This is a genomic window from Paraburkholderia sp. GAS348 (assembly GCF_050434205.1).
In the GTDB taxonomy this organism is placed as follows: domain Bacteria; phylum Pseudomonadota; class Gammaproteobacteria; order Burkholderiales; family Burkholderiaceae; genus Paraburkholderia.
Genome location: NZ_JBNPVT010000001.1, coordinates 50,383 through 76,037 on the forward strand (window position 1 = coordinate 50,383; position 25,655 = coordinate 76,037).

Annotated in this window: 22 protein-coding genes; 8 read left to right on the forward strand and 14 right to left on the reverse strand. The window is 61.0% G+C overall.

The window, feature by feature from the left end; all coding sequences use genetic code 11:
* Nucleotides 1-44 precede the first annotated feature (44 nt).
* The 8 genes from P3T22_RS00215 to P3T22_RS00250 form a co-directional block, all read right to left on the reverse strand.
* Nucleotides 45-788, reverse strand: coding sequence for an SDR family oxidoreductase (locus P3T22_RS00215; RefSeq protein WP_429323878.1), 744 nt, complete (start codon nucleotides 786-788; stop codon nucleotides 45-47).
* Nucleotides 789-854: 66 nt separating this feature from the next.
* A complete protein-coding gene (locus P3T22_RS00220; protein ID WP_429323879.1) occupies nucleotides 855-1,685 on the reverse strand; it encodes an amidohydrolase family protein in 831 nt (276 codons plus the stop codon).
* Nucleotides 1,686-1,692: 7 nt separating this feature from the next.
* Entirely contained in the window at nucleotides 1,693-2,733 is a 1,041-nt protein-coding gene (locus P3T22_RS00225) for an aldo/keto reductase (protein ID WP_429323880.1), read from the reverse strand.
* A gap of 127 nt (nucleotides 2,734-2,860) precedes the next feature.
* Nucleotides 2,861-4,174 (reverse strand): UxaA family hydrolase, encoded by a 1,314-nt coding sequence (locus P3T22_RS00230; protein ID WP_429323881.1) that lies wholly within the window; start codon nucleotides 4,172-4,174, stop codon nucleotides 2,861-2,863.
* Between the two features lie 42 nt (nucleotides 4,175-4,216).
* Nucleotides 4,217-4,561 carry a UxaA family hydrolase gene (locus P3T22_RS00235; RefSeq protein ID WP_429323882.1) on the reverse strand — a complete coding sequence of 115 codons (345 nt, stop codon included), beginning with the start codon at nucleotides 4,559-4,561 and terminating at the stop codon, nucleotides 4,217-4,219.
* Between the two features lie 25 nt (nucleotides 4,562-4,586).
* Complete coding sequence (locus P3T22_RS00240; protein ID WP_429323883.1) at nucleotides 4,587-5,639, reverse strand: ABC transporter permease; 1,053 nt, start codon at nucleotides 5,637-5,639, stop codon at nucleotides 4,587-4,589.
* Entirely contained in the window at nucleotides 5,629-7,227 is a 1,599-nt protein-coding gene (locus tag P3T22_RS00245; protein WP_236721056.1) for a sugar ABC transporter ATP-binding protein, read from the reverse strand. Before P3T22_RS00245 ends, P3T22_RS00240 begins: the two co-directional genes overlap by 11 nt.
* Nucleotides 7,224-8,273, reverse strand: a complete 1,050-nt coding sequence (locus P3T22_RS00250) for a sugar ABC transporter substrate-binding protein (RefSeq protein WP_429323884.1) — start codon at nucleotides 8,271-8,273, stop codon at nucleotides 7,224-7,226. The genes P3T22_RS00245 and P3T22_RS00250 overlap by 4 nt, the downstream gene beginning before the upstream one ends.
* A gap of 411 nt (nucleotides 8,274-8,684) precedes the next feature.
* Here P3T22_RS00250 and P3T22_RS00255 point away from each other — a divergent pair, with 411 nt between their 5' ends.
* Nucleotides 8,685-9,470 (forward strand): IclR family transcriptional regulator, encoded by a 786-nt coding sequence (locus P3T22_RS00255; RefSeq protein ID WP_063498363.1) that lies wholly within the window; start codon nucleotides 8,685-8,687, stop codon nucleotides 9,468-9,470.
* Between the two features lie 76 nt (nucleotides 9,471-9,546).
* Nucleotides 9,547-10,092, forward strand: coding sequence for a hypothetical protein (locus tag P3T22_RS00260; protein ID WP_063498362.1), 546 nt, complete (start codon nucleotides 9,547-9,549; stop codon nucleotides 10,090-10,092).
* A gap of 124 nt (nucleotides 10,093-10,216) precedes the next feature.
* Here P3T22_RS00260 and P3T22_RS00265 read toward each other — a convergent pair whose 3' ends face one another.
* Nucleotides 10,217-12,721 carry a GNAT family N-acetyltransferase gene (locus P3T22_RS00265; RefSeq protein WP_429323885.1) on the reverse strand — a complete coding sequence of 835 codons (2,505 nt, stop codon included), beginning with the start codon at nucleotides 12,719-12,721 and terminating at the stop codon, nucleotides 10,217-10,219.
* 353 nt (nucleotides 12,722-13,074) lie between these two features.
* Between P3T22_RS00265 and P3T22_RS00270 the strand changes: the two genes are divergently transcribed.
* Nucleotides 13,075-14,010, forward strand: a complete 936-nt coding sequence (locus P3T22_RS00270; protein WP_429323886.1) for a LysR family transcriptional regulator — start codon at nucleotides 13,075-13,077, stop codon at nucleotides 14,008-14,010.
* A 59-nt stretch (nucleotides 14,011-14,069) separates the two neighbouring features.
* Here P3T22_RS00270 and P3T22_RS00275 read toward each other — a convergent pair whose 3' ends face one another.
* On the reverse strand, nucleotides 14,070-14,939 hold the full coding sequence (locus tag P3T22_RS00275; protein ID WP_063498360.1) for a nucleotidyl transferase AbiEii/AbiGii toxin family protein: 870 nt from the start codon (nucleotides 14,937-14,939) through the stop codon (nucleotides 14,070-14,072).
* On the reverse strand, nucleotides 14,927-15,991 hold the full coding sequence (locus P3T22_RS00280; protein ID WP_236721055.1) for a type IV toxin-antitoxin system AbiEi family antitoxin: 1,065 nt from the start codon (nucleotides 15,989-15,991) through the stop codon (nucleotides 14,927-14,929). The genes P3T22_RS00275 and P3T22_RS00280 overlap by 13 nt, the downstream gene beginning before the upstream one ends.
* A 473-nt stretch (nucleotides 15,992-16,464) precedes the next feature.
* Between P3T22_RS00280 and P3T22_RS00285 the strand changes: the two genes are divergently transcribed.
* The 5 genes from P3T22_RS00285 (at nucleotide 16,465) to P3T22_RS00305 (ending at nucleotide 19,783) form a co-directional block, all read left to right on the forward strand.
* Nucleotides 16,465-16,671: a hypothetical protein gene (locus tag P3T22_RS00285; RefSeq protein WP_063498358.1), complete on the forward strand. Its 207-nt coding sequence runs from the start codon at nucleotides 16,465-16,467 to the stop codon at nucleotides 16,669-16,671.
* Between the two features lie 52 nt (nucleotides 16,672-16,723).
* Nucleotides 16,724-16,948 carry a helix-turn-helix domain-containing protein gene (locus P3T22_RS00290; RefSeq protein ID WP_429323887.1) on the forward strand — a complete coding sequence of 75 codons (225 nt, stop codon included), beginning with the start codon at nucleotides 16,724-16,726 and terminating at the stop codon, nucleotides 16,946-16,948.
* A gap of 373 nt (nucleotides 16,949-17,321) precedes the next feature.
* Nucleotides 17,322-17,783: a hypothetical protein gene (locus P3T22_RS00295; protein ID WP_429323888.1), complete on the forward strand. Its 462-nt coding sequence runs from the start codon at nucleotides 17,322-17,324 to the stop codon at nucleotides 17,781-17,783.
* Between the two features lie 227 nt (nucleotides 17,784-18,010).
* The gene (locus P3T22_RS00300; protein ID WP_429323889.1) at nucleotides 18,011-18,400 is read left to right on the forward strand and encodes a helix-turn-helix domain-containing protein; all 390 of its coding nucleotides are present in this window, start codon (nucleotides 18,011-18,013) and stop codon (nucleotides 18,398-18,400) included.
* A gap of 114 nt (nucleotides 18,401-18,514) precedes the next feature.
* Nucleotides 18,515-19,783, forward strand: coding sequence for a type II toxin-antitoxin system HipA family toxin (locus tag P3T22_RS00305; RefSeq protein WP_429323890.1), 1,269 nt, complete (start codon nucleotides 18,515-18,517; stop codon nucleotides 19,781-19,783).
* Nucleotides 19,784-19,853: 70 nt separating this feature from the next.
* Here the strand turns inward: P3T22_RS00305 and P3T22_RS00310 are convergent, their stop codons facing one another.
* From P3T22_RS00310 to P3T22_RS00320, 3 genes are all read right to left on the reverse strand, one after another.
* Nucleotides 19,854-21,455, reverse strand: a complete 1,602-nt coding sequence (locus P3T22_RS00310; RefSeq protein ID WP_063498353.1) for a peptide chain release factor 3 — start codon at nucleotides 21,453-21,455, stop codon at nucleotides 19,854-19,856.
* Nucleotides 21,456-21,780: 325 nt separating this feature from the next.
* Nucleotides 21,781-22,914, reverse strand: coding sequence for a fimbrial protein (locus P3T22_RS00315; RefSeq protein ID WP_429323891.1), 1,134 nt, complete (start codon nucleotides 22,912-22,914; stop codon nucleotides 21,781-21,783).
* Nucleotides 22,911-25,631: a fimbria/pilus outer membrane usher protein gene (locus P3T22_RS00320; RefSeq protein WP_429323892.1), complete on the reverse strand. Its 2,721-nt coding sequence runs from the start codon at nucleotides 25,629-25,631 to the stop codon at nucleotides 22,911-22,913. Before P3T22_RS00320 ends, P3T22_RS00315 begins: the two co-directional genes overlap by 4 nt.
* Between the last annotated feature and the right edge of the window lie 24 nt (nucleotides 25,632-25,655).

The following is a 25,655-nucleotide window of genomic DNA, read 5'->3' on the forward strand; positions in this document are numbered from 1 at the left end:
TGTTCGGTTCGTGTGTACCGGTTTGCAGTGAGCAGCCGTGTGCGTCAGTTCGACCAGCCGCCGTCGATCACGTGCGCATGACCGGTGGTGAACGACGATTCGTCAGACGCGAGATACAGCGCCAACGCGGCGATCTCTTCCGGCTTGCCGATGCGGCCCATTGGCTGACGCGCGACAAAGGCCGCCTGCACGGCCTCGAGCGTCGCGCCTTGCGCTTTGGCCTGCTCGACGATCCGTTGTTCGAGCGACGGTGAAGCCACCGTGCCCGGGCAGATCGCGTTACAGCGTACACCACGCGTGATGAAGTCTGCAGCGACGGACTTGGTCAGCCCGATCACCGCGGCTTTCGACGCGCTGTACGCAAAGCGGTTGGGCACGCCCTTCACGCTCGATGCCGCCGACGACATATTGATGATCGACCCGCCGCCCTTCTCAAGCATGGCGGGTAAAAACGCGCGGATCATGCGATACATCGCCTTCGCATTCAGGTCGAAGGCAAAGTCCCAATCTGCTTCGCTGCATTCGAGGATCGAACCGGCGTGCACGAAGCCCGCGCAGTTGAACAGCACGTCGATCGCGCCAAGTTCGGCCGCCAGCGCCTTGATCGCCGCGTCGTCGCGCACGTCGAGATTGCGCGCTTCGACCGGCTTGCCGGCGAGTCCGTCGATGCGGATATCGGTGGCGATCACGCGCGCGCCTTCGCGCGCGAACAGCTCCGCGGTGGCGAGGCCGATGCCTTGTCCTGCCGCGGTGATCAGGGCCGTCTTGCCGGCCAGTCTTTGTGTCATCTACGACTCCAGTTGAATGGGCTTTCGCTTGTTTTCGTAACTTGTTTTCGTAACGCGCGTATCACCTCAAAGGCGATAAAACGCGGCGGCGTTGCCGCCAAAAACTACCTCGCGCTCGTCGTCGCTCAAGGACGCAAGCAAAGTATTCGCCACCGAGTGCCAGAGCAAATAGTCGCCGTTCAGATCGAGCACCGGCCAGTCGCTGCCCCACATCAAACGCGTGGGACCGAATGACTTCAGTAGATGCTCGACATAGGGGTGAAGCGTTTCTTCGGTCCAGCCCGGCGACGCTTCGGTGACGAGACCGGAGAGCTTGCAATGCACTTGCGGCAGTTGCGCAAGCCGCGTAATCGCGTCCGCCCATGTTTGCCAACCCGCACGGCCGTAGCGGATCGGCGGCTTCGCGCCGTGATCGATAACGATGCGCAACGCCGGAAAACGTGCAGCGAACGTTTCGAAAGGCTCGGCGTGCCGCGCGTAAATCAACGCGTCGAACGCGAGGTTGTGTGCAATCAGCGCTTCGATCGCGGGCGCAAGATCCGGGTTTGCAATCCATGTATCGTCCGGTAAGTCCTGCAGCATCGGTCGCACGCCTTTGAATTTCGGCTCCTGCGCCAGCGCTTCGATCACCGCCGGCGCTGTCGGCAGCAGCAACGGCACCCAGCCGACCACACCGGCGATCGACGGCTCATGCCGCGCGATGTCCAGCAAGTAACGTGTTTCGTCGAGAGTCGGCGCAGCCTGCACCACCACTGTCCGCTCGATGCCCGCTCTTTCGCGCAGCGGTTTGAGATCGGCGGGACCGAATGTCCGGTACAGGATTTTCAGCTCCGGCGTGAGCCACTCGTAGTCGCCGCGAGCGGGGTCCCAATAGTGCTGGTGCGCATCGATATGCATCGTCAAATCAATCCTCTGGCGCGGGCGCGCGGCTGTCGAGCAAGCCCTTGTCACGCAACGCGGACCACAAGTCCGCGGGAATCGGCTGCTCGAACGAAGCGGCGTTCTCACGCAATTCGTCGGCACTGCGCGCGCCGGTCAACACGGTCGCGACCGCCGGATGCGCATACGGAAACTGCAAGGCCGCCGCAGCAAGCGGCACGCCATGCACCCGGCACACCGCTTCCAGCCGCGCGACGCGCTCGACGACTTCGCTCGGCGCGTCGCCGTAATTGAATTTCAGATCGCCTTCGACGCCGCGCGCCAGAATGCCCGAATTGAACGCGCCGCCTAACAGGATGCTGACGCCGCGTTGTTCACATGCTGGGAGCAGATCGTCGAGCGTGCCCTGTTCGAGCAGCGTATAACGGCCCGCGAGCAACGCGCAATCGATATCGAATTCAGCCATTGCATCGAGTATTACCGCGCCTTCATTGACGCCGAGCCCAAGCGCCTTGACCGCGCCCGAGGAGCGCAGATTATCGAGTGCGCGAAAGCCGCCGCCTTCGGTGAGTTGCCGCCAGTAATGGGGGTTCTTGTCGCCATGCGTGAAGCGGCCGATATCGTGTATCAGAAGAATGTCGATATCGACGATGCCGAGGCGCTGCTGGCTGTCTTCGAAGGAACGCAGAATGCCGTCGTGTGTGTAGTCGTAGATCGCCTGGAACGGCAGCGGGTCTTGCCAGCCTTCGCTGCCATCGTAGGGCGTGGTGCGCGGTACGAAACGGCGCCCGACTTTGGTGGACAGCACGTATTCACTGCGCGGATATCCGCGCAACGCATCGCCCAGACGGTGCTCAGCTTTCGTGTGACCGTAGTGCGGTGCGGTATCGAAGTAACGCACGCCGGCGTCCCACGCAGCGGCGATGGTCGCGTGCGCTTCTTCTTCGGACAGGTCGCGATAGAGGCCGCCCAAGGGCGCCGTACCGAGCCCCAATCCGGTTACCTGCAATGCACGGCGGCCGATGCTGCGCCGCTGTTTGATCTTCGAACCGACCTTTACCGTCATGGACCACGCCTCCTTTTTAACACGTGCTGACGATGTTGCCCGCCGCGCCGATGGCAACGCAATTGACGCCCTGATCGCTGCACCGATGGCCGCCGAATCGATCGCGGATTGACCGATGATAGACCGCTCAGTGCGGCTCGATCGCAACAACCCGATGCGGCGGTACAACGCCCGACGGCAAACAAGCCGGGCCCACCGGTTCGAAAGTCTTGTACGTCAGGATAAACTCCTGATGACCGAGCGATTCCGATTTCGACGCCGCACCGAGCGACACCGCCACAGTTTGCTCGAACACTTCGCGGCCGACTTCGTCGAGCGTGCCGCGGCCTTCGAGAATGCGGCCTGCATCGACGTCCATGTCGCCGGCGAGATTGCGATACGTCGCGGGATTCGCGCACACCTTGATGACCGGCGAAATTGCCGAGCCGACCACCGATCCGCGTCCGGTCGTGAACAGAATCACATGCGCCCCGCAGGCGATCAGTTCGCCGATTTCCGCGTTGTCGCTGATGTTCGGAAAGCCGAAGCGCGGTTCGCCGTCTGGTACGACGTCGAGGAGATAGAGGCCGCGTGTCGGCGGAACGTCGCCGGGTTTGACGATGCCGACAATCGGCGATGCACCGCTTTTTGCATACGCACCTAACGATTTTTCCTCTTGCGTGGTGAGGCCGCCATCCGCATTTCCAACCGCAAAGCTGCCGTGCCCAAGAATCGAGTAGTAACGTGCCGCCTTCGCCACGCACGCGACAATTTCATCCCCGAGTTCCGGCCTCGCGGCGCGCGTTTTCATATGAAACTCGCAGCCCACCAGCTCGCCAGTTTCTTCGAATATGCACGTCGCGCCCGCGTCGATCAGATGATCGAACGCGCGGCCCACCGCTGGATTCGCCGTAATGCCGCTGGTGCCGTCCGAACCGCCGCAAATCGTGCCGATCACCAGTTCGCTCAGGGCCATCGGCACTTTCTGCTGCGCGGCGAGTTGCTTGCGTGCGCCGCGAATCCAGTCGATGCCGTATTGAATCGTGCTGCGTGTGCCGCCTTTTTCCTGGATCGTCAGGACTTCGACGGGACGGCCACTCGCACGCACGACGTCCACGAGGTAGTGCTTGTTCATGCTCTCGCATCCGAGCGAGACGAACAGCACCGCGCCCACGTTGGGATGCGTGGTGAGCTGCTCGAGCATCTTTTCGGCGTACCCATTCGGATAACAACCTGGAAAGCCGATCAGATGCACCGGGGGTTCGCGCTCGGCTGAAGGATCGTCGAATGCATCGAGCGGTTCGCGAAACTGCGTGACGATCTCGCGCGCGACGTGATGCGCGCACTCGACCAGATACGCTACCGCGACCACATTGCGGATGCCTTTGCGGCCATCGCTGCGCAGATAACCTTGCAGCGTGGGCCGCTGCAAGGCGGCGGATGCTACGGCAGTGTCAGTCATGGTCATTCCAGCGCGGCACGAGGCCACTTCTTTGTGCTCAACTCAGTGAGGGACGAACTCGTGACCCGCGTCGTGCGTATAAGTGGGCAGGTAATCGCTTTCGAGGTTGTGTGTATGCAGATGCGCACCGCGCGCTACCACCTCAGTCACGTGCCCGATCACCGCGCCATAACGCAGCACCTTGTCGTCCTTCGCGAGTTCATGGCGCGCCACCTTGTGGCCGAGGTCGATCGTTTTAGAGAGCGTCACGCGCTCGCCTTCGATCTCGACTTGCGTGCCCGCATCGAGACGCGCTGCCGCGATCAGGCAGTTATCCATGGGACTGAGCAGGATCAGGCGCAGGTCGGTTTGCAATGTTTGCGACGGTTGCAACGGGCGGCTGGTCAAATGAGTTCTCCGCGATGCGTGCGCATCAGTTCTGGCCTTCGCCACTGGCGAGCCGTGCCACCATCAGCGAGCCGAGGATGATCGCGCCATAGATTGCCTGAACCCAGAACGACGGCACCTGGGCCAGCGTCAGCAGGTTCTGTACGACGCCGAGCAGCAACACGCCGGTGAGCGCGCCGAGCATCGTGCCCTTGCCGCCGTCGAGCGAAATGCCGCCAATCACCGCCGCCGCGAACACCGTGAAAATCATGCCGTTGCCCTGATTCGCGTTGATCGCGCCGACATATCCAGTGACGATCAAACCACCCACCGAGGCCAGCATGCTGCCGAGCACGAATACGCCCCACGTTATGCGCTCGACGCGAATCCCCGCCGCGCGCGCCGCTTCCGGATTGCCGCCGATCGCGTATAACGCGTGGCCCAGGCGGTGATAGCGCAGCACGAACGCAGCGATCGCGAATGCGACCGCCGCGAGCCACACGGACAACGGCAAGCCCAACACGATGGTGGTGGCGAGCGAGAAGAACGAAGGCGGCATATCGAACAGCGTGCCGCCTTTGGTCGCACCGACCAGCATGCCGCGCAACACGATCAGCATCGCCAGCGTGACGATGAAGGCGTTCAGCCGCAGACGCACCACCAGGAAACCATTGATGAAGCCAATCACCGCGCCGACCACGAGGATGCTCAGCAAGCCCGCAGCCGCCGGCCACTGCATTCCGAAGCCCGCGGACGCCGCCGGCATCACCAGCATCGCGCCGACAGCGGGCGCGATGCCCACGGTCGATTCGAGCGACAGATCGAACTTGCCGGTCAGCACGATCAGCGATTCGGCGAGCACCACCAACGCCAATGCCGCGGACGCACCCAGCACACTGATCAGATTCGCCTTCGTCAGAAAGCTTGGGCTGACAAACGCACCGATCGCGAGCAGCAAAGCGAGCGCGGGCAGCAACGCCAGTTCGCGCAGCCGGGCGAGTTCGCTGCGAGCACGTCGGCCGCGCGTCGCCTGAGCGACGGGCTGCTGCGCCGGACCTTGTGCGGTGCCGAACGCAGGGCTGGGCACACTATTCTTCATGGAGACTGACTCCTTCAACGGATGCGATCAGGTCGTGGTCCTGCCAACCCGCCGGAAATTCGCCTGCGACACGGCCACGGAACATGACAAGCACGCGGTCGCAAGTGCGCAGATCGTCGAGTTCGCCTGACACGACCAGCACGGCTTTACCGTCTTCGCGCACACGATCCACGACTGACAGCAACGCTTCTTTCGATTTCACATCGACGCCTGCTGTCGGGTCGATTAGTACGAGTACGTTGGGATCGGTGGCGAGCGCGCGCGCCATCACGACCTTTTGCTGATTGCCGCCCGATAGACCTGACACGACATGCGCGGGACCTTGCGCGACGATGCCGAGCGCATCGATCATCTTTTGACCGAAGGCGTTTTTCTTCGCCGGTGACGCAATGCCGAATTTGCCGAGAAGACGCGTAATCGTCATCGAGGCGTTTTCAGCAACCGACTGCGTGAGAACCAGGCCTTCGTGATGGCGATCCTTCGGCACGCAGCCGATGCCGTGCGCAAGCGCAGCAGGGACATCGCCTTGCGGCAGCGTTATGCCATCCACGCTGATCGCACCGCTCCGGGCCGCGCGCAGACCAGCAATCGCTTCAGCCACGCTCGTGCGGCCGCTGCTCGTTGCGCCGGTCAGCCCGACCACTTCGCCACGCTTCACCGTGAACGACACACCTTCGTAATCGGCACCGACCAGATCTTTGACCTCCAGCGCAACAGCCGTATCCGCAGGCAAGGCAGCGCGCGCCGCCGCATCGGCGACGGCAAGACCGCCACGCTCGCCGGTCATCGCTTCGATCAATTGCTCGCGCGGCAACGCGCAAACCGGTGCGCTGACGATATGCCGCGCGTCGCGCAGCACTGTCACGGCCTGGCAGATTTCATAGACCTCTTGCAGATGATGCGAGATGAACAGGAACGTCACGCCTTCGCGCTGCAACTCGCTGATGCGTCGGAACAGGCGCTTGATCTCGTCGCCGTCGAGCTGCGCGGTCGGTTCGTCGAGGATGATGAAGCGCGCGCCGTACGACAGCGCCCGGGCGATCTCCACCAGTTGACGCGCTTCTACACTCAGATCCCCGGCGCGCGCATCTTCGCCTACGTCGATCTTCCAGTGATCGAGCAACGCCCGCGCGTCGCGGCGCATCGCGTGCCAATCGATCACACCGCCGCGCAACGGCTGCCGATTGATGAACAGATTCTCCGCGACGCTCAAATCGCGGATGATCGTGGAATGTTGATAGACGCAGGCGACGCGCTCACGCCACGTATCGCGATCCGCAATCGAAGGGGCTGGCGCGCCGTTGAAACATACCTCGCCGGTATCGGGCTTGCGCAGGCCCGTGAGGATCGACACCAGTGTCGATTTGCCCGCACCGTTGCGCCCGACAAGTGCATGCGACTCGCCGGGCATCACCCGGATGCTGACGTCTTTCAGCGCGGCCGTGGAACCGAAGCGTTTGGTGACCTCAAACGCTTCGGCGACCGGAGGAAGCCCCTGCGCCCCGAAGGAAGTCCCCTTGGGGGACGCCCCGAAGGAAGCCCCATCGGAGGGTGGGACGACCGGCACGGAGGGCGTCGGCTCGCTCATTTAACGGTATTGCCCCACAACGTTTTGTCGTCGACATTCGCTTTCGTGACGAGCGGTGCGGGCAATTGATCTTCGAGAATGCCTGGCGCCAACTGGATGATGTTGCTGCCGTGATCCGTCGGGCCCGGCTTGAAGGTCTGCCCGGCCAACGCGGCCTTGATATAGAAGAGACCGTATTTCGCGTAGGAATCGGCGGGCTGGGAAACAGTAGCGTCGATATCACCGCGACGGATTGCGTCGAACTCCTGAGGAATGCCATCGTTACTGACGATCACGACGTGCTTTGGATTGCCGGCAGGAAACAGCATCTGCTTGCGGCGCAGGGTCTGCAGCGTGGGCGACAGATAGACGCCACCCGCCTGCATGTAGATTGCCTTCACGTCAGGATTCGCAGTGAGCAGACTGTCGAGCGCGGTGGCCGCGACATCGCCCTTCCAGGCTGCCGGAATTTCCAGCAGCGACAAACCCGGAAAGCCCTTCAAACACGAGCGGAATGCCTCAGACCGGTCACGCCCATTCACCGAAGCCAGGTCGCCCATGATCTGCACGACTTTGCCCGACTTCACGTGCTCGCCGATGTACTTGCACGCCTTCTCGCCGTAGGCATGGTTGTCGGCGCGCACCACCATCGCGACCTTGCCTTGCGTCGGCGCGACGTCGACGGCGACCACCGGCACGTTCTTCGCGGCGGCTGCATCGAGCGCGCGGCTGATCGCCGCCGAATCCAGCGGGCCGACCACGATGCCCTTCGCACCGAGGTTCAGCAGGTTGTTCATGTCGGTAATCTGCTGGGCGGGATCGCCGTTCGAATTGACCGGCGCGAGGATATCGATGCCCATGTCCTTCGCGTACTTCGGCAGATAGTTGTTGTACGACTGCCAGAACGGCGACGTGAGGAGCGGCAGACCGAGGCCGATCTTGCCGGCTTCGGCGGCTTGTGCCGCACCGCTGACGGCGAGACCGGCTACGCAAGCTGCTGCCGCAATGGCAAATAGCGAACGCTGGAACAGACGGCGAGCCGCGTGCGGCCCTTTTGCGAACGACATGGTGTTGTCTCCTTTGTCGGTCCGGAGTTAGCGCTTTAGCTGTCGATCGGAGTTCGCGTGCCGGCTGGAGTTAGCGCTTTAGCGCTTACTCCAGCCCCATAGCGCGCTACTCCGATTCCATGCAAAGCACTTACTCCGGCCCCATGCAAGGTAAGGCGTTATTGAACTGCATGAACCCGCCATGCGAGTGGCGGGCACTTCGTCCGGCGCTTTCTTATCGTGTTCGTGTATTGGCGCGATTCAATTCACCAATGAACGCATTATTCATATACGAACTTTACGAAGTCAAGGAATGTGCACTGCACCATGCGTCAGTGTTTCCCCTAGACCCGCGCCATCTCGCACTAGATTCACCCCGCACTTACACTCATGCGCCAGATAATGAGAACAACACCCGGAACCTCGCCCACGATGGACGCAGAAGACAAAGACGACGACCGTTACCGCGCCCCCGCGCTGGACAAGGGCCTCGACATCCTCGAACTGCTCGCCGAGCAGAAGGAAGGGCTGACGCGCGCCGAAATCACCAAGCTGCTGGGACGCAATGCGAGCGAGATGTACCGGATGCTAGAGCGACTGGTCGCGCGGCAGTACGTCGTGCGCTCGGCGGCAGGCGACCGTTTTTCGCTGAGTCTGAAGCTCTATGCACTCGGGCATCGTCATCCGCCGATGAACCGGCTGATTTCCGAGGCGCTGCCGCTGATGCAGCGCTTTGCCGATACAGCCGAGCAATCCTGTCATCTGGTGGTGTACGACCGCGGCAATTTGCTCGTGATCGCGCAGGTGGATGGACCGGGCACGTGGGGCATGTCGGTGCGGCTCGGTTCACGGGTGGGCCTGATCGATACGGGTTCGGGCCGCGTGATGCTGGCGTTCCAAAGCTTCGAGCAGCGCGAACGGATGCTGGCCGAGCACACCAAGGTGAAGGGCGAAGTCACGATCGACCGTGATGCGTTGGAACAGGCCTGCGAGCGGATTCGTGCGGCGGGTTTTTCGCAAAAGGACAGTCAGCAGACGTTCGGCGTGACCGACGTCACGGTTCCGATCCAGGGACCGTCCGGTCAGGCCATTGCGGTGCTGACCTGCCCGTACTTGCGGCGCATCGACGAATACGTCGCGCCGACGTTGGAAGCGGCGACGGCGTTGCTGCGCGAGACGGTGCAGGCGCTGTCGATGTTTCGGGAAGAGGCTGTCTAGCGCACATGGTTTAGAATGGCGACCCCCTCAAAAATCACGCCGCATGGGTCCCCTCATGCGCGCCCATCGATAAGCAATGGCGAAACTTCTGACCGATTCCGAATTCCAGCGTTTTTCCGAACTCCAGCAGAAGCAGTCGAGCTTCACGATCACGCCTGAAGAAGCCGACGAACTGCGCGACATCGTCGCTCATGCGCAAAAGCGCCGCGACGACCGCGCTGCGGCGATGCAAAGCATCGAGACCTTCATTCAGCAATTCGACATCAGCCCGGACGAGCTGTTTTCGGCCGAGCAGATCGGCGACGCCGCGCGCACCTTCGGCCTGATTCCGGCCGCGAAGAAAGAGCGCGTGCTGCCGCCGTCGTTCACGTACAACGGCAAGCCGTATCAATGGACGGCGCGTCCGCTGCCTGACGACATTCGCGTGCCGCTGTTCGACGCTTTCAAGGCAGGTGAATCGGTGAAGTCGTTCATCGCGACGCTGAAGGACGCGAACCGTTGCGCCGCGACGATTGCACGTCTGGAACGCGAGACAGGCGCTGTCTACGCTGAAGCGTTGCTGGAAGAGTTGTCCGTGACCCGCACGCAGGTGGATGAAGCCGCGGCGAAGCTACCGGCCTGAGGCTCAGGTCCTGGCATCGAGGTGCGCGAATCGCCGCGGACACTCGTCGGCGCGGATGGCCTTGCATTCGGCTGCGGCTCATACCCATGAAGGCTGAACGTGGCAGCAAGGGGCAATTCACCGTTTACCCCTGCGCCGGTTCATCCAGCGCCATTCTGAAACCGACCACGCCCGGATCTTCCGTCGGCGTGATGGTGAAGCCGCAAGATCTGGCTAGCGCGATCATGGGCGCGTTTTCCCGCAACGCCTCGCCGACCAGCCAATGGGTGCCGCGCGCCCGCACGTACTTGATGATGCGATCCATCAGCAATTGCCCAAGGCGCCGGCCTTTCTGGTCGGAGCGCACCGCGGCGGCGAACTCTGCGGTCTCGTTGTCCGGATCGGCCACGGCGCGCACCACGCCTAGCGTGCGCGTAAAACCGTCTTCGCTTGTCACCGTCGCGATCAGTGCCATTTCGCGGTCATAGTCGATTTGCGTCATGCGCGCGAGCTGCGAGTGATCGAAGCTGCCGACCGCGCCGAAGAAACGCAGCCGCAAATCTTCCGGCGTCATTGATTCGACGAAATCGTGGTGCGCGGCTTCGTCTTCCGGACGGATCGGCCGGACCGTCACACGTATGCCCTGCCAGTCGAGCGTCTCCTCGAAGCGGCGCGGATAGGGCACGATCGCAAGACGGCTACGCGTGGGCGCAATGCTCAGGGTCGGCTCGACCACCACGACGTGATCGCTGAACAGGCGCAGCGTCAGCGTGAGCGCGACCAGTTCCTTGACGTCGCAGACTGCTTGCGACAACGCCGTCAAAGCGGCCAATGCCGGCTCCGGCGCGGCCAGCCGCGCGTAGCGCGAGCGCGTGACGATGTCGCGCGCCAGCATTGGGTTGAGCGGCGGCAGGCCGTAGACGCGCAGCGGGTCGGACACGCCGTCCGCGGACGGCGTGGTGAAGCGGAAGACCGGGCCGAAGTTGTCGTCGTCGTGAAGCTCGACGGCGATGTCGACAACCGGCTTACGCGACTGCGCGGCGGCCAGTTCCGCGCAATCTGCTGGGGTCGGCGCTGGCGTTGACTTCAGCGTCGATCCTTGCGCGGCGCCTTGTATTGGAGCTTCCGTCAACCTTTCCGCAACGCCTTGCGCCGACGATCCTTTCGCCAGATCCCCCTCTTGCGTTTCAACACGCAGTCCAAAACGCTCAAGAAATCGCGCCGCCGCTTCGCCGGTTAGTTGGTGCTCACCTGCGGCGATGGCGGCGCGCGCTTGCGCCTGAGCGGCGTCGATCGCTTCCGGAATCTGTGACGGCAAGCCCTCCGGGGTTTGCATCAGCAACTCGCGCCCCATCCGGTAGTCGACCAGACGCGCAAAGGCGCGCGCAAGCCGCTGCGGCGTCGTATGAACCGGAATGCCTTGCGCATGCAGCGCGTCGCGCGTGTCCGCATCCACGCCGCCGAAAAAGCACGCCAGCAGCCCGCGATACGCAAAGCGCTGATTCGCGATCAATGCCTGCGCGACCTCGCCGACCGGCGCGCCATGCGTCGACGCGTGAACCACGAACGCCGTACCCGTGCTGCGATGCTCAGCGAGCAGCTTGAGCGCGGTGCCGAAATGCTCGGGACGGGCATCGTCGCCGAGCCTTAGCGGGTTGCCGGCCACCGCGTGCGGCAACGCTTCGCTTAGCGCCGCATCCGCTTCGGCGGGCCACGGCGCGAGCGTGTCGCCAGCGGCGGCGAAGGCGTCGCAGGCGAGCGTGGCGAGGCCGCTGTCACTGGTGATCAGCGTCGCCGTCGCGCCCGCCGCCACCCTGCCCACGCCTAGCGTTTCGATTTCATCGAGCAGATCGTCGAGCGAATCGACGCGCACCATGCCCGCGCGGCGAAACGCAGCGGTGTAGAGCGCGTCGGCCGGATCTGCGCGGCCCGAGCGTAATGCCAGCACCGGTTTGTTGCGCGCCGCAGCGCGAGCCGCCGACATGAACTTGCGCGCCGCGCGCACCGTATCCAGCTCCAGAAGGATCGCGCGCGTGCCGGGATCGCTCGCCAGATAGTCGAGCACGTCGCCGGCATCCACATCGGCTTCGCCACCTAACGCCACCGCGTGCGAGAAGCCAAGCCCGCGCGCGTGCGCCCACCCGAGCACCGCATTGGTCAGCGCATTCGATTGCGACACCCATGCCACGCCACCCGCCTTCACCGTGCACGACGGCGCGCCGAAATGCGCATGCAGCGCCGGCGACACCACGCCGAGACTGCCCGGCCCGACAATGCGCAGCAAATGCGGCCGCGCCGCCGAGAGCGCGTGCCGGAGCTGCAAGCGGTCCTCATCGCACCGCACCTCGCCGACGATGATCGCCGCGCGCGTGCCCAAGCCACCGAGTTTATGGATGATGCCGGGCCAGGTATCGGGCGGCGTGCAGATCAGCGCGACGGTAGGCGCTTGCGGCAAATCGCCGACATCGCCGATGACCTTGCGTCCGCCGAGCGTCTCGTATTTCGGATTGACCGGCCAGATGGGGCCGTCGAAGCCGCCTTCCAGCACGCGCGCCCACACCATTGCGCCGGTGCTGCCGGGCCGCTCGGAGGCGCCGATCACGGCGACGGATTTGGGGCGGAACAAGGCGTCTAGGTTGCGAACGGTCACGGGCGCTCCGCAGAGTGGGGAAAGCGCACCGGCGGCGAGGTGCGCGTCTTCGTCAGGATAGGCGAAGTCGAGGGCTTGCGCGGCGGTTCCGAATCTGCGGCGTGACGTAGGCGAGTTTCCACTTGATCCGAGCCAACGCGTTTCGGAATTTTTTTAGCGCACTTAAGCAAAATAACGAGCCGAAATGCGACAATCCTACGGATGCCGAACAGCCCGTTTGCCTTGAAATGAACGGGCTGATGAAGGTCGGCACGGCGCGTCGGAGACACAACGCGTGCTACGAACTTGGGTTCCGCGTGCGCGCGAGAACCGTCGCACTTGCTCCGGATGAACAGAGAGACAGAAGGTGATTTATGCGGCGCCTGCCCTCGCTGATCGCGTTGCGCTTCTTCGAAGAAACCGCCCGCCACATGAGCTTCAATCGCGCCGCCACTGCGTTATGTGTGACGCAAGGCGCGGTGAGCCGGCAAATCAAGCTGCTTGAGGAATCGCTTGGCGCGAAGCTGTTCGAGCGCGATCACAAAGGTATCCGTTTGACGCAGGCCGGCCTGCAATTCCTGCCCTGCCTCTCTGAAGCCTTCGACACGATCGAGCGCGGCTTCCGTCAGATCAACGCGGCCAAAGGGCGGCGACGTCTCGTCGTCGCCGTGCCGCCCACCTTTGCGACGCAGTGGTTCTCTCCGCGGCTCGGTTCGCTCGGTGACGAATTGCCCGATGTTGAACTGTCGGTTCGCACCTCGCCCACGGAAGACTGTCACTGCAACATTCGTTTCGGCCGCGACGCGCTGGCGAGCGGGCATTCCGAATTGCTGATGATCGAGCGCCACGTACTGGTCGGCGCACCCCATTTGCTCAGCGAATCACTCGACATGCTGCTCGAGCATATGCCCGCGCTGCACGTGCTGCATAACGATGCCCGGCTGGACCTGTGGCCGAACTGGCTGGCGAAGGCGCGCCTGCCCGCACGCTACGCGGAAAACGGCATCGAATTTTCTACACTGGAACAGGCGATCCGCGCCGCGCGCAAAGGTGCGGGGCTGGCGGTGGTCGATCGGAACATGATCGTCGAGGAACTGGCGGATGGGAGTCTGGCGCGGTTCGCGGAGATCGAAGTAACCGGGCCCTTCGGGTACTGGCTCGACATCCCGCAGCAGCATGTGGGGCTTGAATATGTGCAGGCGTTTGCCGGGTGGATGCGGGAAGAGGTTTTGCTCCCACAGGTCTCGCACTCGGCTAGCGCTAAGTCATCGCAGTCGAAGGCCGTAACTTCGTCGTCCGGCCTGGAATAATCTCTTGGTCCCGTGGCATGCGTGTCAGCTACGGGTACTCGACAAGGCCGCAGTGGCGCTTACTCACGCAAGTTCAATGCGCGCAAGAGCGCCTCGACCTGCCCAAAAGCGTCCCGTTGCCATTGCTCTGGCGTGCGATCACCGAGGATTTGAGAGTCTTCGACGAATCGCCGGACCGAGGTAGGTCCAAAACCATCGAGGACATCAAACTTCGCTGCGATATACCCGAACCCAACCGCACCGCTTGCGTGGTCGAGAAGAGGGTAACAGGCATCTGCCAAGGCCTCCACGCCTCCCGGATAGTTTCGCACGCAGAAGTAGACGTCATAGGCGTCTTTTTGTTTGAGCCGTCCGTTCAGGGCATACCCCTTCATAGCCAGCAAGGCGGGAATAGAACACACCGCGATTTCGACTTTGTTGGTACCGCCGTTTGGCATCGGACCTGAAATCGCCACCATTTGATAGAAACGCGTCGCGAGGTCGGCGCCGTCTGCGCGCTGGACCGCGAAGTTGTCAATCAGCGGCGGAATGTTCTTTTCGATATCGGCCTGACGCGGCATGAGGAAGTCGACAATGACATCGATCGCCGGACCTTCGTCCGTGGGCGGGACCTGACGAACGAGCTGGAAGCGCCTGAGTCCGTCGCGTTGTTGATACCCGTGACCCATCAGCGCTGCGACGAGGGTGGCGTATTCCTTATCGGCAAGGGCCTCGGCGTTCAGGCTCAAATCGACGTCAATCGTGCCGACGTGTCGCATCTCTTCGCTGTCGAGCAGCAGCCAAGGCACCGCGCCGCCAATGACCGCGAACTTGCCTCTAAAGCTGCCAAGTACCTGGCCAATCTCCACCAGCACGGATTTCACGGCATGGGTGGTGCGATCGTCGTAATCAGCCGCCGACTGCGGCTCCTGTGGAACTAATTCGGCCATGTCATCCTTTCCTGGCGGAGATATTGAGCGGCCTCTTCGCCACGCTCACCGGCAATGCTCAGATCAAGATAGGTCTGAACCGGGCTGGTGCAGATGGCGCCGGGTGCCGGTTCAACGGTGTCCGACAGCACGCCTTCGTCTTTAGGGAGCGTGATCATAACGTTCTCTCCCTTCGCCGAAGGCTCCAGTTTCAGAGCCGTCTTGAGCTTCTCCAGCCCTGCGTGGTTTGCATAGAAGTAGTGGGTACTGGTTCGCGCATAGGGTGCCAACCACTTGGCAGCGGAAAATGAAGCGAAGGCCGCCCAAAGATCCTTCTCGCCATTCCCACTCAGCACGTTGCGCGCGGCATCCTCAAGGGCACTGCCGTGAAGTGTCGTGTAGAAACGCTTGTGCTCGCCGGCTGGCGCTTCATAGCTATCACGCCATGCGTCCAGCAAGAGGTCGGGCTGTGACAAGTAAAGTCCATCGCTGCTCGCCGTGGCCCATTCACGATCCAGCAATCCTGTCCGCACATTGCTGACGTGGCCCAGACTGACGCCCGAGGCTTGCGCAAGCTCGGCAACGCGCCAGATACGTGCAGGCGCGCGCAACATCACTCGAAGCACTTGCGCCGACCGAGGCCTGAATAGGGACTTGAGTTCGCGACGTTCAACGACGGGTTTGACGGAAACTTGACGGTCAATGAAGACACTCCCGAAGGAAATCCGCGCATTGCCCTCCAGGTCGAGATAGCCCACATGGTTTTGTTGACAGGCCTCCCTCGTTGCTGGCGAGAAATAGGGGGCAATGAGAATCGGCACAACCTCTGGTCCGCCCCGGGTTACTTCCTCACGCATCTTCAGTAAGGCGTGGTTGACATATCGCGGCTGCCCGCTGGGCAGGATGTCGCAGAACAACTGGTAGGGTTGCTCTGCAGTTTGCAGATGCACGATGAGGTCGACTTCGTGACTGGCGAGCGGGAACTCCCATTGCACGTCACGGATGCCGATGACGGGTATTTGCGAGAGCAAGCTCTCCAAGGCCTCACGACCCTGAAGTTCGGTCCTGTTCATCAATTTGTCCACTTTCAGCATTTGTTGAAACTAGCCTAAATACTGAAATCTGGCAAATTTTTCAATAAAAATGACATTTTCAGCAAATGTTGAAATTGATTATTTTACTGAAAATTTGTGCGAGCATTTGCCGGGCGGCTTTCAGCCCCCCCGCCCCGCCAATACAACCGCTGGGTCACAGGCTTTCTCGCTCATGGGTTCGCTGCGCGGGGTTCCCCCATCCTTGAGCGGCCGAATCTTGCTTAACAGCCCATAGATAGGCTGTTAAGCCGCTTAGTGGCCCATATGATGGACATTAGACGCATCATCTAACGCGCCACGATCGAACGCCAACGAGCGCAAAAGCAACCGACGTCTGCGACCCTTTCCGGGTGCCATCCAGCCGCTGATTCGACCAAAAAACACTTATAAGAAGCACATAAGCCATCCATCGCCTTATCGTGCTACATCTATGAGGCACAAGGAGTTGCCTCATGGATTGCACCCTGCAGATATTCCTGGACGATCGTTGGGTCGACTGCGCGCAGATCGAACGCCTACCCGACATAATGGAGGCACAGGGCGTCGATCACGACATCATCGAGTTCCTGACGCAGTCCATTGATACGCAGGTCCGACAACTGAAAGCCCTTCAACCACAAGAGGCGCATCATGCCCCGTCGGATTCGACCCACCCGTGAATAGCAGAACGCCCTGCGCCGCGCTTTCTACGAAAGGATCGCCCGGGGTGATATGAACATTCCTGAAGCCATGAAAGCGATGCGCAAGATGACGGGCCTGACCCAGGCGGAATTCGCCGCACACCGGGGCGTCAGCCGCCGAGTCATCCAGGACATCGAGCGCGGGACCGGGAATCCGACCGTCGACTCGCTCAACAGCGTTGCGAAGCTTTTCGGCCTGCAGGTCGGATTCGTCCCAATCAGGCGAAACGAACCCGCTTCACCGACCTCAAGCTAGCCGTTATCAATGTCGCATTTATTGCGGCGCCCTACGACGTCGATTGAGACACCTACCTTATCCGAATGGCCAAAGTCGACGATTTAGCCCGAACAGGCGACAGTCGCCACGCTGCGCTGATTTATAATCATCAAGCTGTCGGGAAACACCCGGCGGTCAGGGTTGGAAGCCTGCTAGCTAAATCCGCACACCCGCTCACGCGGGTCGTGCGTCTACCTCTGCACGTCTATATTCCAATGGGCGGGTCGTGGTGGGGGAGCCGCAAGGCTCGCCGGTTTGGTTTAGCGCCGGTCTTCCAATCCCGCTTCGTGCCCGCTCACCCACTTTGCAAGCGAGTGTCGGGCGATCCGAGATGTACCAGGGCGGTCGCACCATGAGCAGCAAGTCTAAAAAACAATCTCAACCCGATTCACGCCCGCCAGTCGACGCACTCCAGTACGAAAAACTTGCGCTGTCCGCCTTCAATCTTTGCGACCGGCAGTTGAGCCATCTCAACACATTGATAACACTTGCGTCCTCAATGTATAGGAATCCTGCCGTTACGAGCGACGAAAGACGGCGTCAACAGACCATGCTTGAACTGCTTGTCGACACGGCAGAACAATATCAGCATGAGCTCGAGTGTGACCGTGAGTTATACCAGGTGATCGCGCTCGATGCGAAGGGAATCCCTCAAAGCCGCATCACCGCGAGCCGTGCGGCGCGCCTTCTTGCAGAGGCAGCAAAGATCAAGGGGCAAGCTTCTACGAGGGCCGCAGAGCGAGAACAAGCCCGGACTGAAAGCGCGACAGACCTGGATGCAGATGCAGAAGAAATGCCGATGGTGCGACACTAATTCATCAAAGGGCTCTGCCGCAGAACTGTATAGGGGAGGACCGCTTCACCTCGGGTAGGACCAGAACTCAAGCAAGGCACCGCAAGGCGCCTTGTCATATTCATAGCGCAATCCCGCCGTCCGCAACATCGTCATGATCGTAAAATCGAGGATTATCTGCTTAATACTCGATTTAAGATACATTTTCGATGGCTGGTAGTTTGACGTCCGGTGGCCCGCAGGCTAATATGCTCGATATATCGAGCATTAAGCTCATAATGAGCGTTTTAACGAACATGAAAGTGACCCAAGCTTCCGCCCTTGCGCCGCCCCTCCTCGAGCAAAGCAGGCACCTCGGAGAACTGCTGGCACGACTGCGCATTGCGCGCGGCGTCAAGCAGACCGACGCGGCGTTGCGTGCCGGTCTGTCGCGCAACACCGTGTACCGCCTCGAACACGGGGACCCGGGCCTCGCCATCGGACAAGTTCTGCGGTATCTGGATGCCATCGCACCCGGCACATCACTCGAAAACCTGTATTCGGAAAGAGACCCTGCGCTGGCTGCGTTGGCGGCGCGCGAGCGCAGGTCCCGGGTTCGCGAAATGAGCGCAGCCGAGCGTGACGAACTGAATTTCTAATCGTCCGCTTTACCCAACCCAGCTGAAAAAAGGATCTCGATGGCGACTCGCGAATCAAGACTGATAGCTTTCGCCAGTATTGGCGCGCAATGGGCGCCATGCGGACAACTCGTCTTGACCGAGGAGGGCTCGAATCTTGTCGCATCGAGCTTCGCCTATGGTCTGAACTACCTCAAGCGCGACGACGCACTGGAGGTGGACCCGGTCAGCCTGAGCATTGCGGACCGGACGTCCATCTCAGGCAAATACCTGCTGCCGGTCAATGCCCTTCATTTCTTTGGTGGCATCCGCGATGCAGCGCCTGACTCATGGGGGCGGCGCGTTATCGAGGCCAAGCTCAAGGCGCCACCGAACAGCCTCGCTGAATCGGAGTATCTCCTGCACGCGGGAAGTGAACGCGTGGGGGCGCTCGACATCCGTTCCAGCCGAACGGAATTGCCAGCGGCGGGCGTGAGCAGCTGGCACACCCTGAACCACCTGATGGAGGCTGCAGAGCGCATCGAGGACGGCCTGCCCGTTCCGGCCCATCTGGAAGCCATTTTCGTAGAGGGCACCGCTCTGGGTGGCGCGCGCCCAAAGGCCTCCGTCCGCGACGATCAAGAGGTGCTGTGGCTCGCCAAGTTCGCGAGCCGCCATGACCGGTTTGATATTCCGGGCATCGAGTACGCCGCGCTCAGGATGGCAGAGAAAGCAGGGTTGACAGTGCCACCCGTGAAAACGCTATTGCTTGGCGACCGCCGCATCATGCTCATCCGCCGATTCGACCGCTACTGGATGACGCCGGGCGGCGCGCCGGCGCACGCCGATCTCCTGAAGCTCGGGTCTGGCGATGGGCGAGTTGAACATCGCTCAGGGTTTGTCAGCGGCCTCACGCTTGTGGCCTGCGATGAGGCTGAGTCGCGCGACAAGTCATATGCAGACCTGGCCGCCGCCATTCGAAAATATTGCCACCCGAGCGTAATTCGCGACAACAACGCGGAGCTCTTCAAGCGCATGGTCTATAACATCTTCGTTAGCAACGACGATGACCACCTGCGCAATCACGGCTTCATCTGGGATGCCGCGTTACACGGCTGGCGGTTGAGCCCGCTTTACGATGTTCTGCCTCGCGCCAGCAATGCCACCGAGCGCTATCTTCACCTGAGCATAGGCAATGACGGAAGGCTGGCTACCTTGGACAACGCTCTCAGTTGGCACGACAAGTTCACGCTATCCCAGCGCGCAGCCAGCCAGTTGATTGCAGACATCTGGCGCGTGGTGCGGGAGTGGCGCATCTACTTCGAGGAGTTCGGTGTCGACGCGGCGGAGATGGATAAAGCCGCACCAGCATTTCGCCACATTGACGACATCTCGACGCCGGAGATGCGCAAGCTGTTGCCGTGAAGTGAAAGACTGCTGTGGCGAAAGTACTCGCACGGACCGGGTCACCCGTGTCCGCGCGACATACATACGCTTACATCGCCTTCTTGAACGGCGCGCCGGAATGCTCGCGCAATTCGTTAAAGACAATCTTCGGCCAGGCCTTCTGCGCGACTTCGATCTCCGACACATGCGATGCCAGATACGTCGGTGCATCCGATGCATCGAGCGCGATCCGCGCCGCGTACGAATCGGTGAAACGGCGCAATTCGGCCGCATCGTCGCAGGTGACCCAACGCGACATCCGATAGCGCGCCGGCGCCATCCGCACGTCAACCTTGTATTCCGTCGACAAGCGGTGCGACACCACTTCGAACTGCAGTTGACCAACCGCGCCAAGAATTATCAAACCGCCCACTTCCGGACGGAACACCTGGATCGCGCCTTCCTCGCCGAGCTGCTTCAGCGCTTCGCCGAGTTGCTTGGCGCGCATCGGATCGACCACTTCCACCGTCTGGAAAATTTCCGGCGCGAAGAACGGCAAGCCGACGAACTGCAACAACTCGCCTTCGGTCAGCGTATCGCCGAGGCTCAGCGTGCCGTGGTTCGGGATACCGATGATGTCGCCCGGATACGCCTCGCTGACCGTCTCACGACGCTGCGACAGGAACGTCACCACGTTATTCGCGCGGAACGTCTTGTTCGTGCGCGTCACCTTCACCGCCATGCCGCGTTCGAAATGCCCCGAACACACGCGAATGAACGCCACGCGGTCGCGGTGCGCCAGGTCCATGTTCGCCTGCACCTTGAACACGACGCCGGTGAACTTCGGCTCGTCCGGCATCACCGGACGTTGCACGGTCATGCGCATCGACGGCGGCGGCGCCAGATCGACCAGCGCGTCGAGAATTTCCTTCACACCGAAGTTATTGATCGCCGAACCGAACAGCACCGGCGATTGCTGACCCGCAAGGAACTGCTCGCGATCGAAATCAGGCGAGGCGCCGGTGATCAGGTCGATTTCTTCTTTCGCCTTGACCCAGCTATGGCCGAAGCGGCGTTCGCCTTCTTCGTCGCTGAGCGCTTGCAGCGTTTCGACCGCGCCGCCCGCCTTATCCTGCCCGGCGCGGAACAGGCGCACCTGGTCGTGCTGGATGTCGTAGACGCCCTGGAAGTCCTTGCCCATACCGATCGGCCAGGTGAACGGCACGGCGGCGACGCCCAGGTGCTGCTCGATTTCGTCGAGCAGTTCGAGCGGCTCGCGCACTTCGCGGTCGAGTTTGTTGATGAAGGTAACGATCGGCGTCTTGCGGCTGCGGCAGACTTCGAGCAGCTTCAGCGTTTGCGCTTCGACGCCGTTGGCGCCGTCGATCACCATCACGGCGGCGTCGACCGCCGTCAGCACACGGTAGGTATCTTCGGAGAAGTCCTCGTGGCCCGGGGTGTCGAGCAGGTTGATGACGGCGTCGCCGTACTCGAACTGCATGACCGAACTGGCAACGGAAATGCCGCGCTGCTTTTCGATCTCCATCCAGTCCGAGGTCGCGTAGCGGTTGCTCTTGCGGCCCTTCACGGTACCGGCGATCTGAATCGCGCCCGAGAACAGCAGCAGCTTTTCAGTGAGCGTGGTTTTGCCCGCGTCCGGGTGGGAAATGACCGCGAACGTGCGGCGGCGTTTGAGTTCGGAGACTGACATCGGGTCTGGCGGTCACGGATAGGGGTTCGGGCGGTGTCCGGAAGCTTGTGGCCTCGGGTCTGCCACGTCTGGCGCGGCGGCGTCGAGCTGCGGGAGTTGGGTCGGAGACCCGCGTCACAATGGCAACTCCGCCGCACCGCAACCAACCAGGTTACGAACGAACGTTTGGAAATACGGGAATTGCCGGCACAGAACAGCGCAGGGAACGAATGATACACGTCATGGGGGCGGACGTATGGAAATGGGGTTTGGGGGCCAGATGTGACCCTTGAGCGGAAGCCGCCCGCTCAAGGGTTTGCAGCTAAACGAATCATGCTTGCCGAGGCTATTGATACGACATCGTGAAAGTCGCCAGGCCCTTCACGGTCCCGGGATTCACCGTGCCCGTTCGAATGAATTGGGCCGTCAGCGGAATACTCATCGGACCGCCAGCAGCGGGACTCGCCATCACGGAAAATTGGTGGAGAGTGCCCCTCGCCGCCGAATCAGGGCCGAACGACACCGGAGAACCGTTGTATACAATCTGATATCCAACTCCACTTGCCGTAGAGTCCGGCGCCAGTGACAAGGTATTGCCTGTATTGGACGGTGTCGTAGCGTCAGTAAGCGTTATAGCGACGTTGATGCCAGGATCGCAGTTCAATCCAATGTTAAAGGAGGTTGTGCCGTCCGTCGATCCGACCGACGGTAACCGATTCGTATTTGCCTGACGCATTGTCACTGGGATCGATGGCGTCGTAACCGAGCAAGTCAGCGTGGAAAAGCTGCCGCTCGCTGCACCTGTGAACACGTTGCCCCACTCAAAATTTCCGCTTTGGTTATTGATGCCGTTCGTGACAGACAAAGATGGAATGGTCGTAACTGCGCCGACAACAGCATTGGCGAGCTTCACAAACTGGGCAGAGACGATCACCGAATAATTCCGGCCAGGCGATACAGGTTGTGAAAATTGATGGCAGACAACCTGCTTCTTACTGGTGGAAAGAGTCGTGGGTAGGGTTTGGCAGCTAGTATCCGCACCGTTGGAAATCGTATACCGTACGCCTACACCGGGGTTGTCTGTCTTGAAGAGATCCGTATACCCAGATACTAGCGTGGCGGAAGACACCTGAAACCATAAATAGATGTCACGGTCCGCATTAGGATCGCCGGAGCAAAGGAAGTTCACCGGTGTCGAATAATTCGGCGTGGTGCCTCCAACGATCGAATCTCGTCCGAAGCCCGATGTGTCCAGCACAGGTGCAAAATTGAGCGTTGATGTCAAAGAGCAACTTACAGTAGCCGCGTGAACTCTGGACGCACCGAACGTCAACTGGACAAGTGCTAAAAAAAATACACCGAATACTTTCCACATGATTTTTCGCCTCGACGGAATCGTAAGCGCCTTAGTGAAATTGATTTGCATGCTAAAAAATGCCGAATTTCTCAATCCAGTGTTGCTATTCAAGGTCTGATTCATTTTGGTAACTCCACAGGCGTACGTGAAGCCGAACCACGGTCGGCAAGATTCGCTCCTTCACCGCCCATGCAATGCCCTTCAAACGATTGATATGCCGCACCCGCCTTGCCCGTCCGCTTCGGCAACACATAATCAATCCGGCACTGCTCAGCCCCAGCCTCACCCCACTTCACGAACAACGAACCCTTGTCTTCCAGACCGCGCGCAAAAATGCGACTGTCCTGTGCAACGACACCGACCGTCTTGCCGTTCCCATCCACCACATCAACGCCGAACGGCAACGCCTTATCGCCCAGTTGCGGCGCACGAATCAACGCCGCACGCCCGCTCACCGTCTTGTACTTCAGCATCACCACTGAGCCAAGCCGCGGCACAGCCTGCTCTGAAGTCGATTGGAACTCGACATCGGTCGACGTGCCCTTCGGGTCGATATCGACCGTGTTCATGCCGTAAGGTGTCAGGTACGGCACCACCGCATAACCACGACTATTGACCTTGACACCCGACGCGCTCGACACGTTTGCGCCTTCTGCACCCGGCGCTTCGACGATCCCGAACGTATCGCCAACCGTCTGCGATAACGTCACGCCACCCGGATGCGCAACGATCGATCCACTTATGCCGGCCGACACCTGACGCGAACCCGAGCCCGCACTTGCCGAGGCGGTCATCTGCGCATACGGCGCGCGGTACGTGCCGCTCACGCCCGTATTGGACGAACTACTGCCGTTACCAGCCCCATACGTACCGTACGCGTTGTACGAATACTGGTTGTTATCACCCAGCGAGCCACTCACGTTGGCCTGCATACTGGTGCTGCCACCCGAGCTCGACAGGCTTGTCGACATCAGCGGCGCATGCTGGCTATGACCCAGCGGGATCGTCGTGCTGACCATGTACTGGTTCGACATCGAGCCGTCCGAGTTTCGCGTGCGACCTGCGGTCACGCTGTAGGTGCCGTATTTGTAGCTGTTCGTGTAGCCGGCCTGATAGAACGTATCGCTGCCGCTGTGGTTCCAGTACTGCTGCGCGGATGCGCTCAGAAACACGCTGCCGTGATCCTTGAAATTCTGATTGACCGTCAGTTGAAAACGGTTCTTCTGCCGATAGATCGAATTGATATCACCGCCCCGCATTGCCTGATCGCGCACCGATGCGGCATCCGACAGACTCAAGAAGCCAGCCGTCGAATAGCGGTACGCTGCAACCGCAATATTCGTATCGGTCGAGTCAACGAATTTGTTGTAACCGATACGCAGGCTCGTGCCGCGCATCGTGCTCTGGTTCGGAACCTGAGTCTGAGAGCCCGTCACGTCGGCGGAAACTGCACCGAATTTCGTGTTGAGCGCCACGCCGATGTCGGCCGACACGTATCCATTCGCCGCGATGCCGCCGCCGTAGGCCGTCAGCATGTTCGTCAAACCGCGCTGCAACGTGAACTGCGCGAAGTTCGGCTTGTTTTCAAGACTGTCGTTACGCAACTGTCCGGCCGTCACCGAAAAGCGCGTGGTTCCCGGTCGCAGTGACTGCGCCACCGAGGCATAAGGCACGGTAAAGGTCTTGGTACGTCCATCGGCTTCGGTGACAGTCACATCGAGATTGCCGCCGTAACCAGTCGCATACAGATCCTTGATCTCGAACGGACCCGGCGACACGCTGGTTTCATAGATCACCTGATTATTCTGCTTGACGGTCACACGTGCATTCGATTCGGCCGTTCCGCGCACAACCGGCGCATAGCCGCGCAGCGAGTCGGGCAGCATGCGGTCATCGGTGGCAATCTGCGCACCACGGAACTGCACGCTGTCGAACACATCACCCGTCGTGCTACCGTCGCCCAACGTCACCTGCGACTTCAGCGCCGTGAGGTCGTGCTGCACATACGTAGCGATATTGTTGAATTGTGTGCCCTGGCCGGTCGCCTGCGAGACAGACGACTGATGGCGGAAATGCCATGCACCAATATTCACACCAGCGTTCAGGCCCAGATAGCTCTGGGTCGAATCCATGCCCGAGCCGGAGGTGTGGTAAGTGTTCGCGTTGTAACTCACGAACCCCGCGTTCACACCGTTTTGCCACATCTCAGGCGGCACATAACCGCGTGCGGCGTTGCGCATGTACTTCTGCGGCACGCTCAGCATGAGCTTCTGTTCTGAAAAGTCAAAGTCGACCGTCGCTTGCGGCACCAGGGCGGCAAGATCGACACATTCGTCTGCATTGGCAACGGCCGACTCGCCGGCTTGCTTGCTATCCGCTCCATGAGCATCGGCGCCCGTGTCAGCAGGCACATGCGCTGCCGCCATGACGCTGCTATCCGCATTCACCTTGGCAAAATCGACCCCAAGCTTTTCCAGCATCTGCCGGCTGAGACATGCATGCGCACCTTGTCCTTCGCTTGCAGCCACGAAACGCACGTCCTGGTGTGCGACACGCATATCGTTCATGAAGACATCGACGGGATAAACGCCGGGGGACACCGCGTTGCCTTGCGAGAATCGCGAGACGTCCACGGTCTGCGTCGGGTCGGTGCGCAAAAATGTCGTGTCGAACTGGACGGCAGGGGCGGAAGTCGTCTCTGCAGCATTCACGTTCGCCGACTGGACGCCTCCCAGGACCGCGAACACCGACATCACAACCGCGGCGATAGGGTGCAAGCCGAGCGGATCGGGAACTTCACGGGCGCAAACTTGCGATTGATGGCGAGGTGAGTGCTTCATGATTTGACCGACTTCCGATGTCTT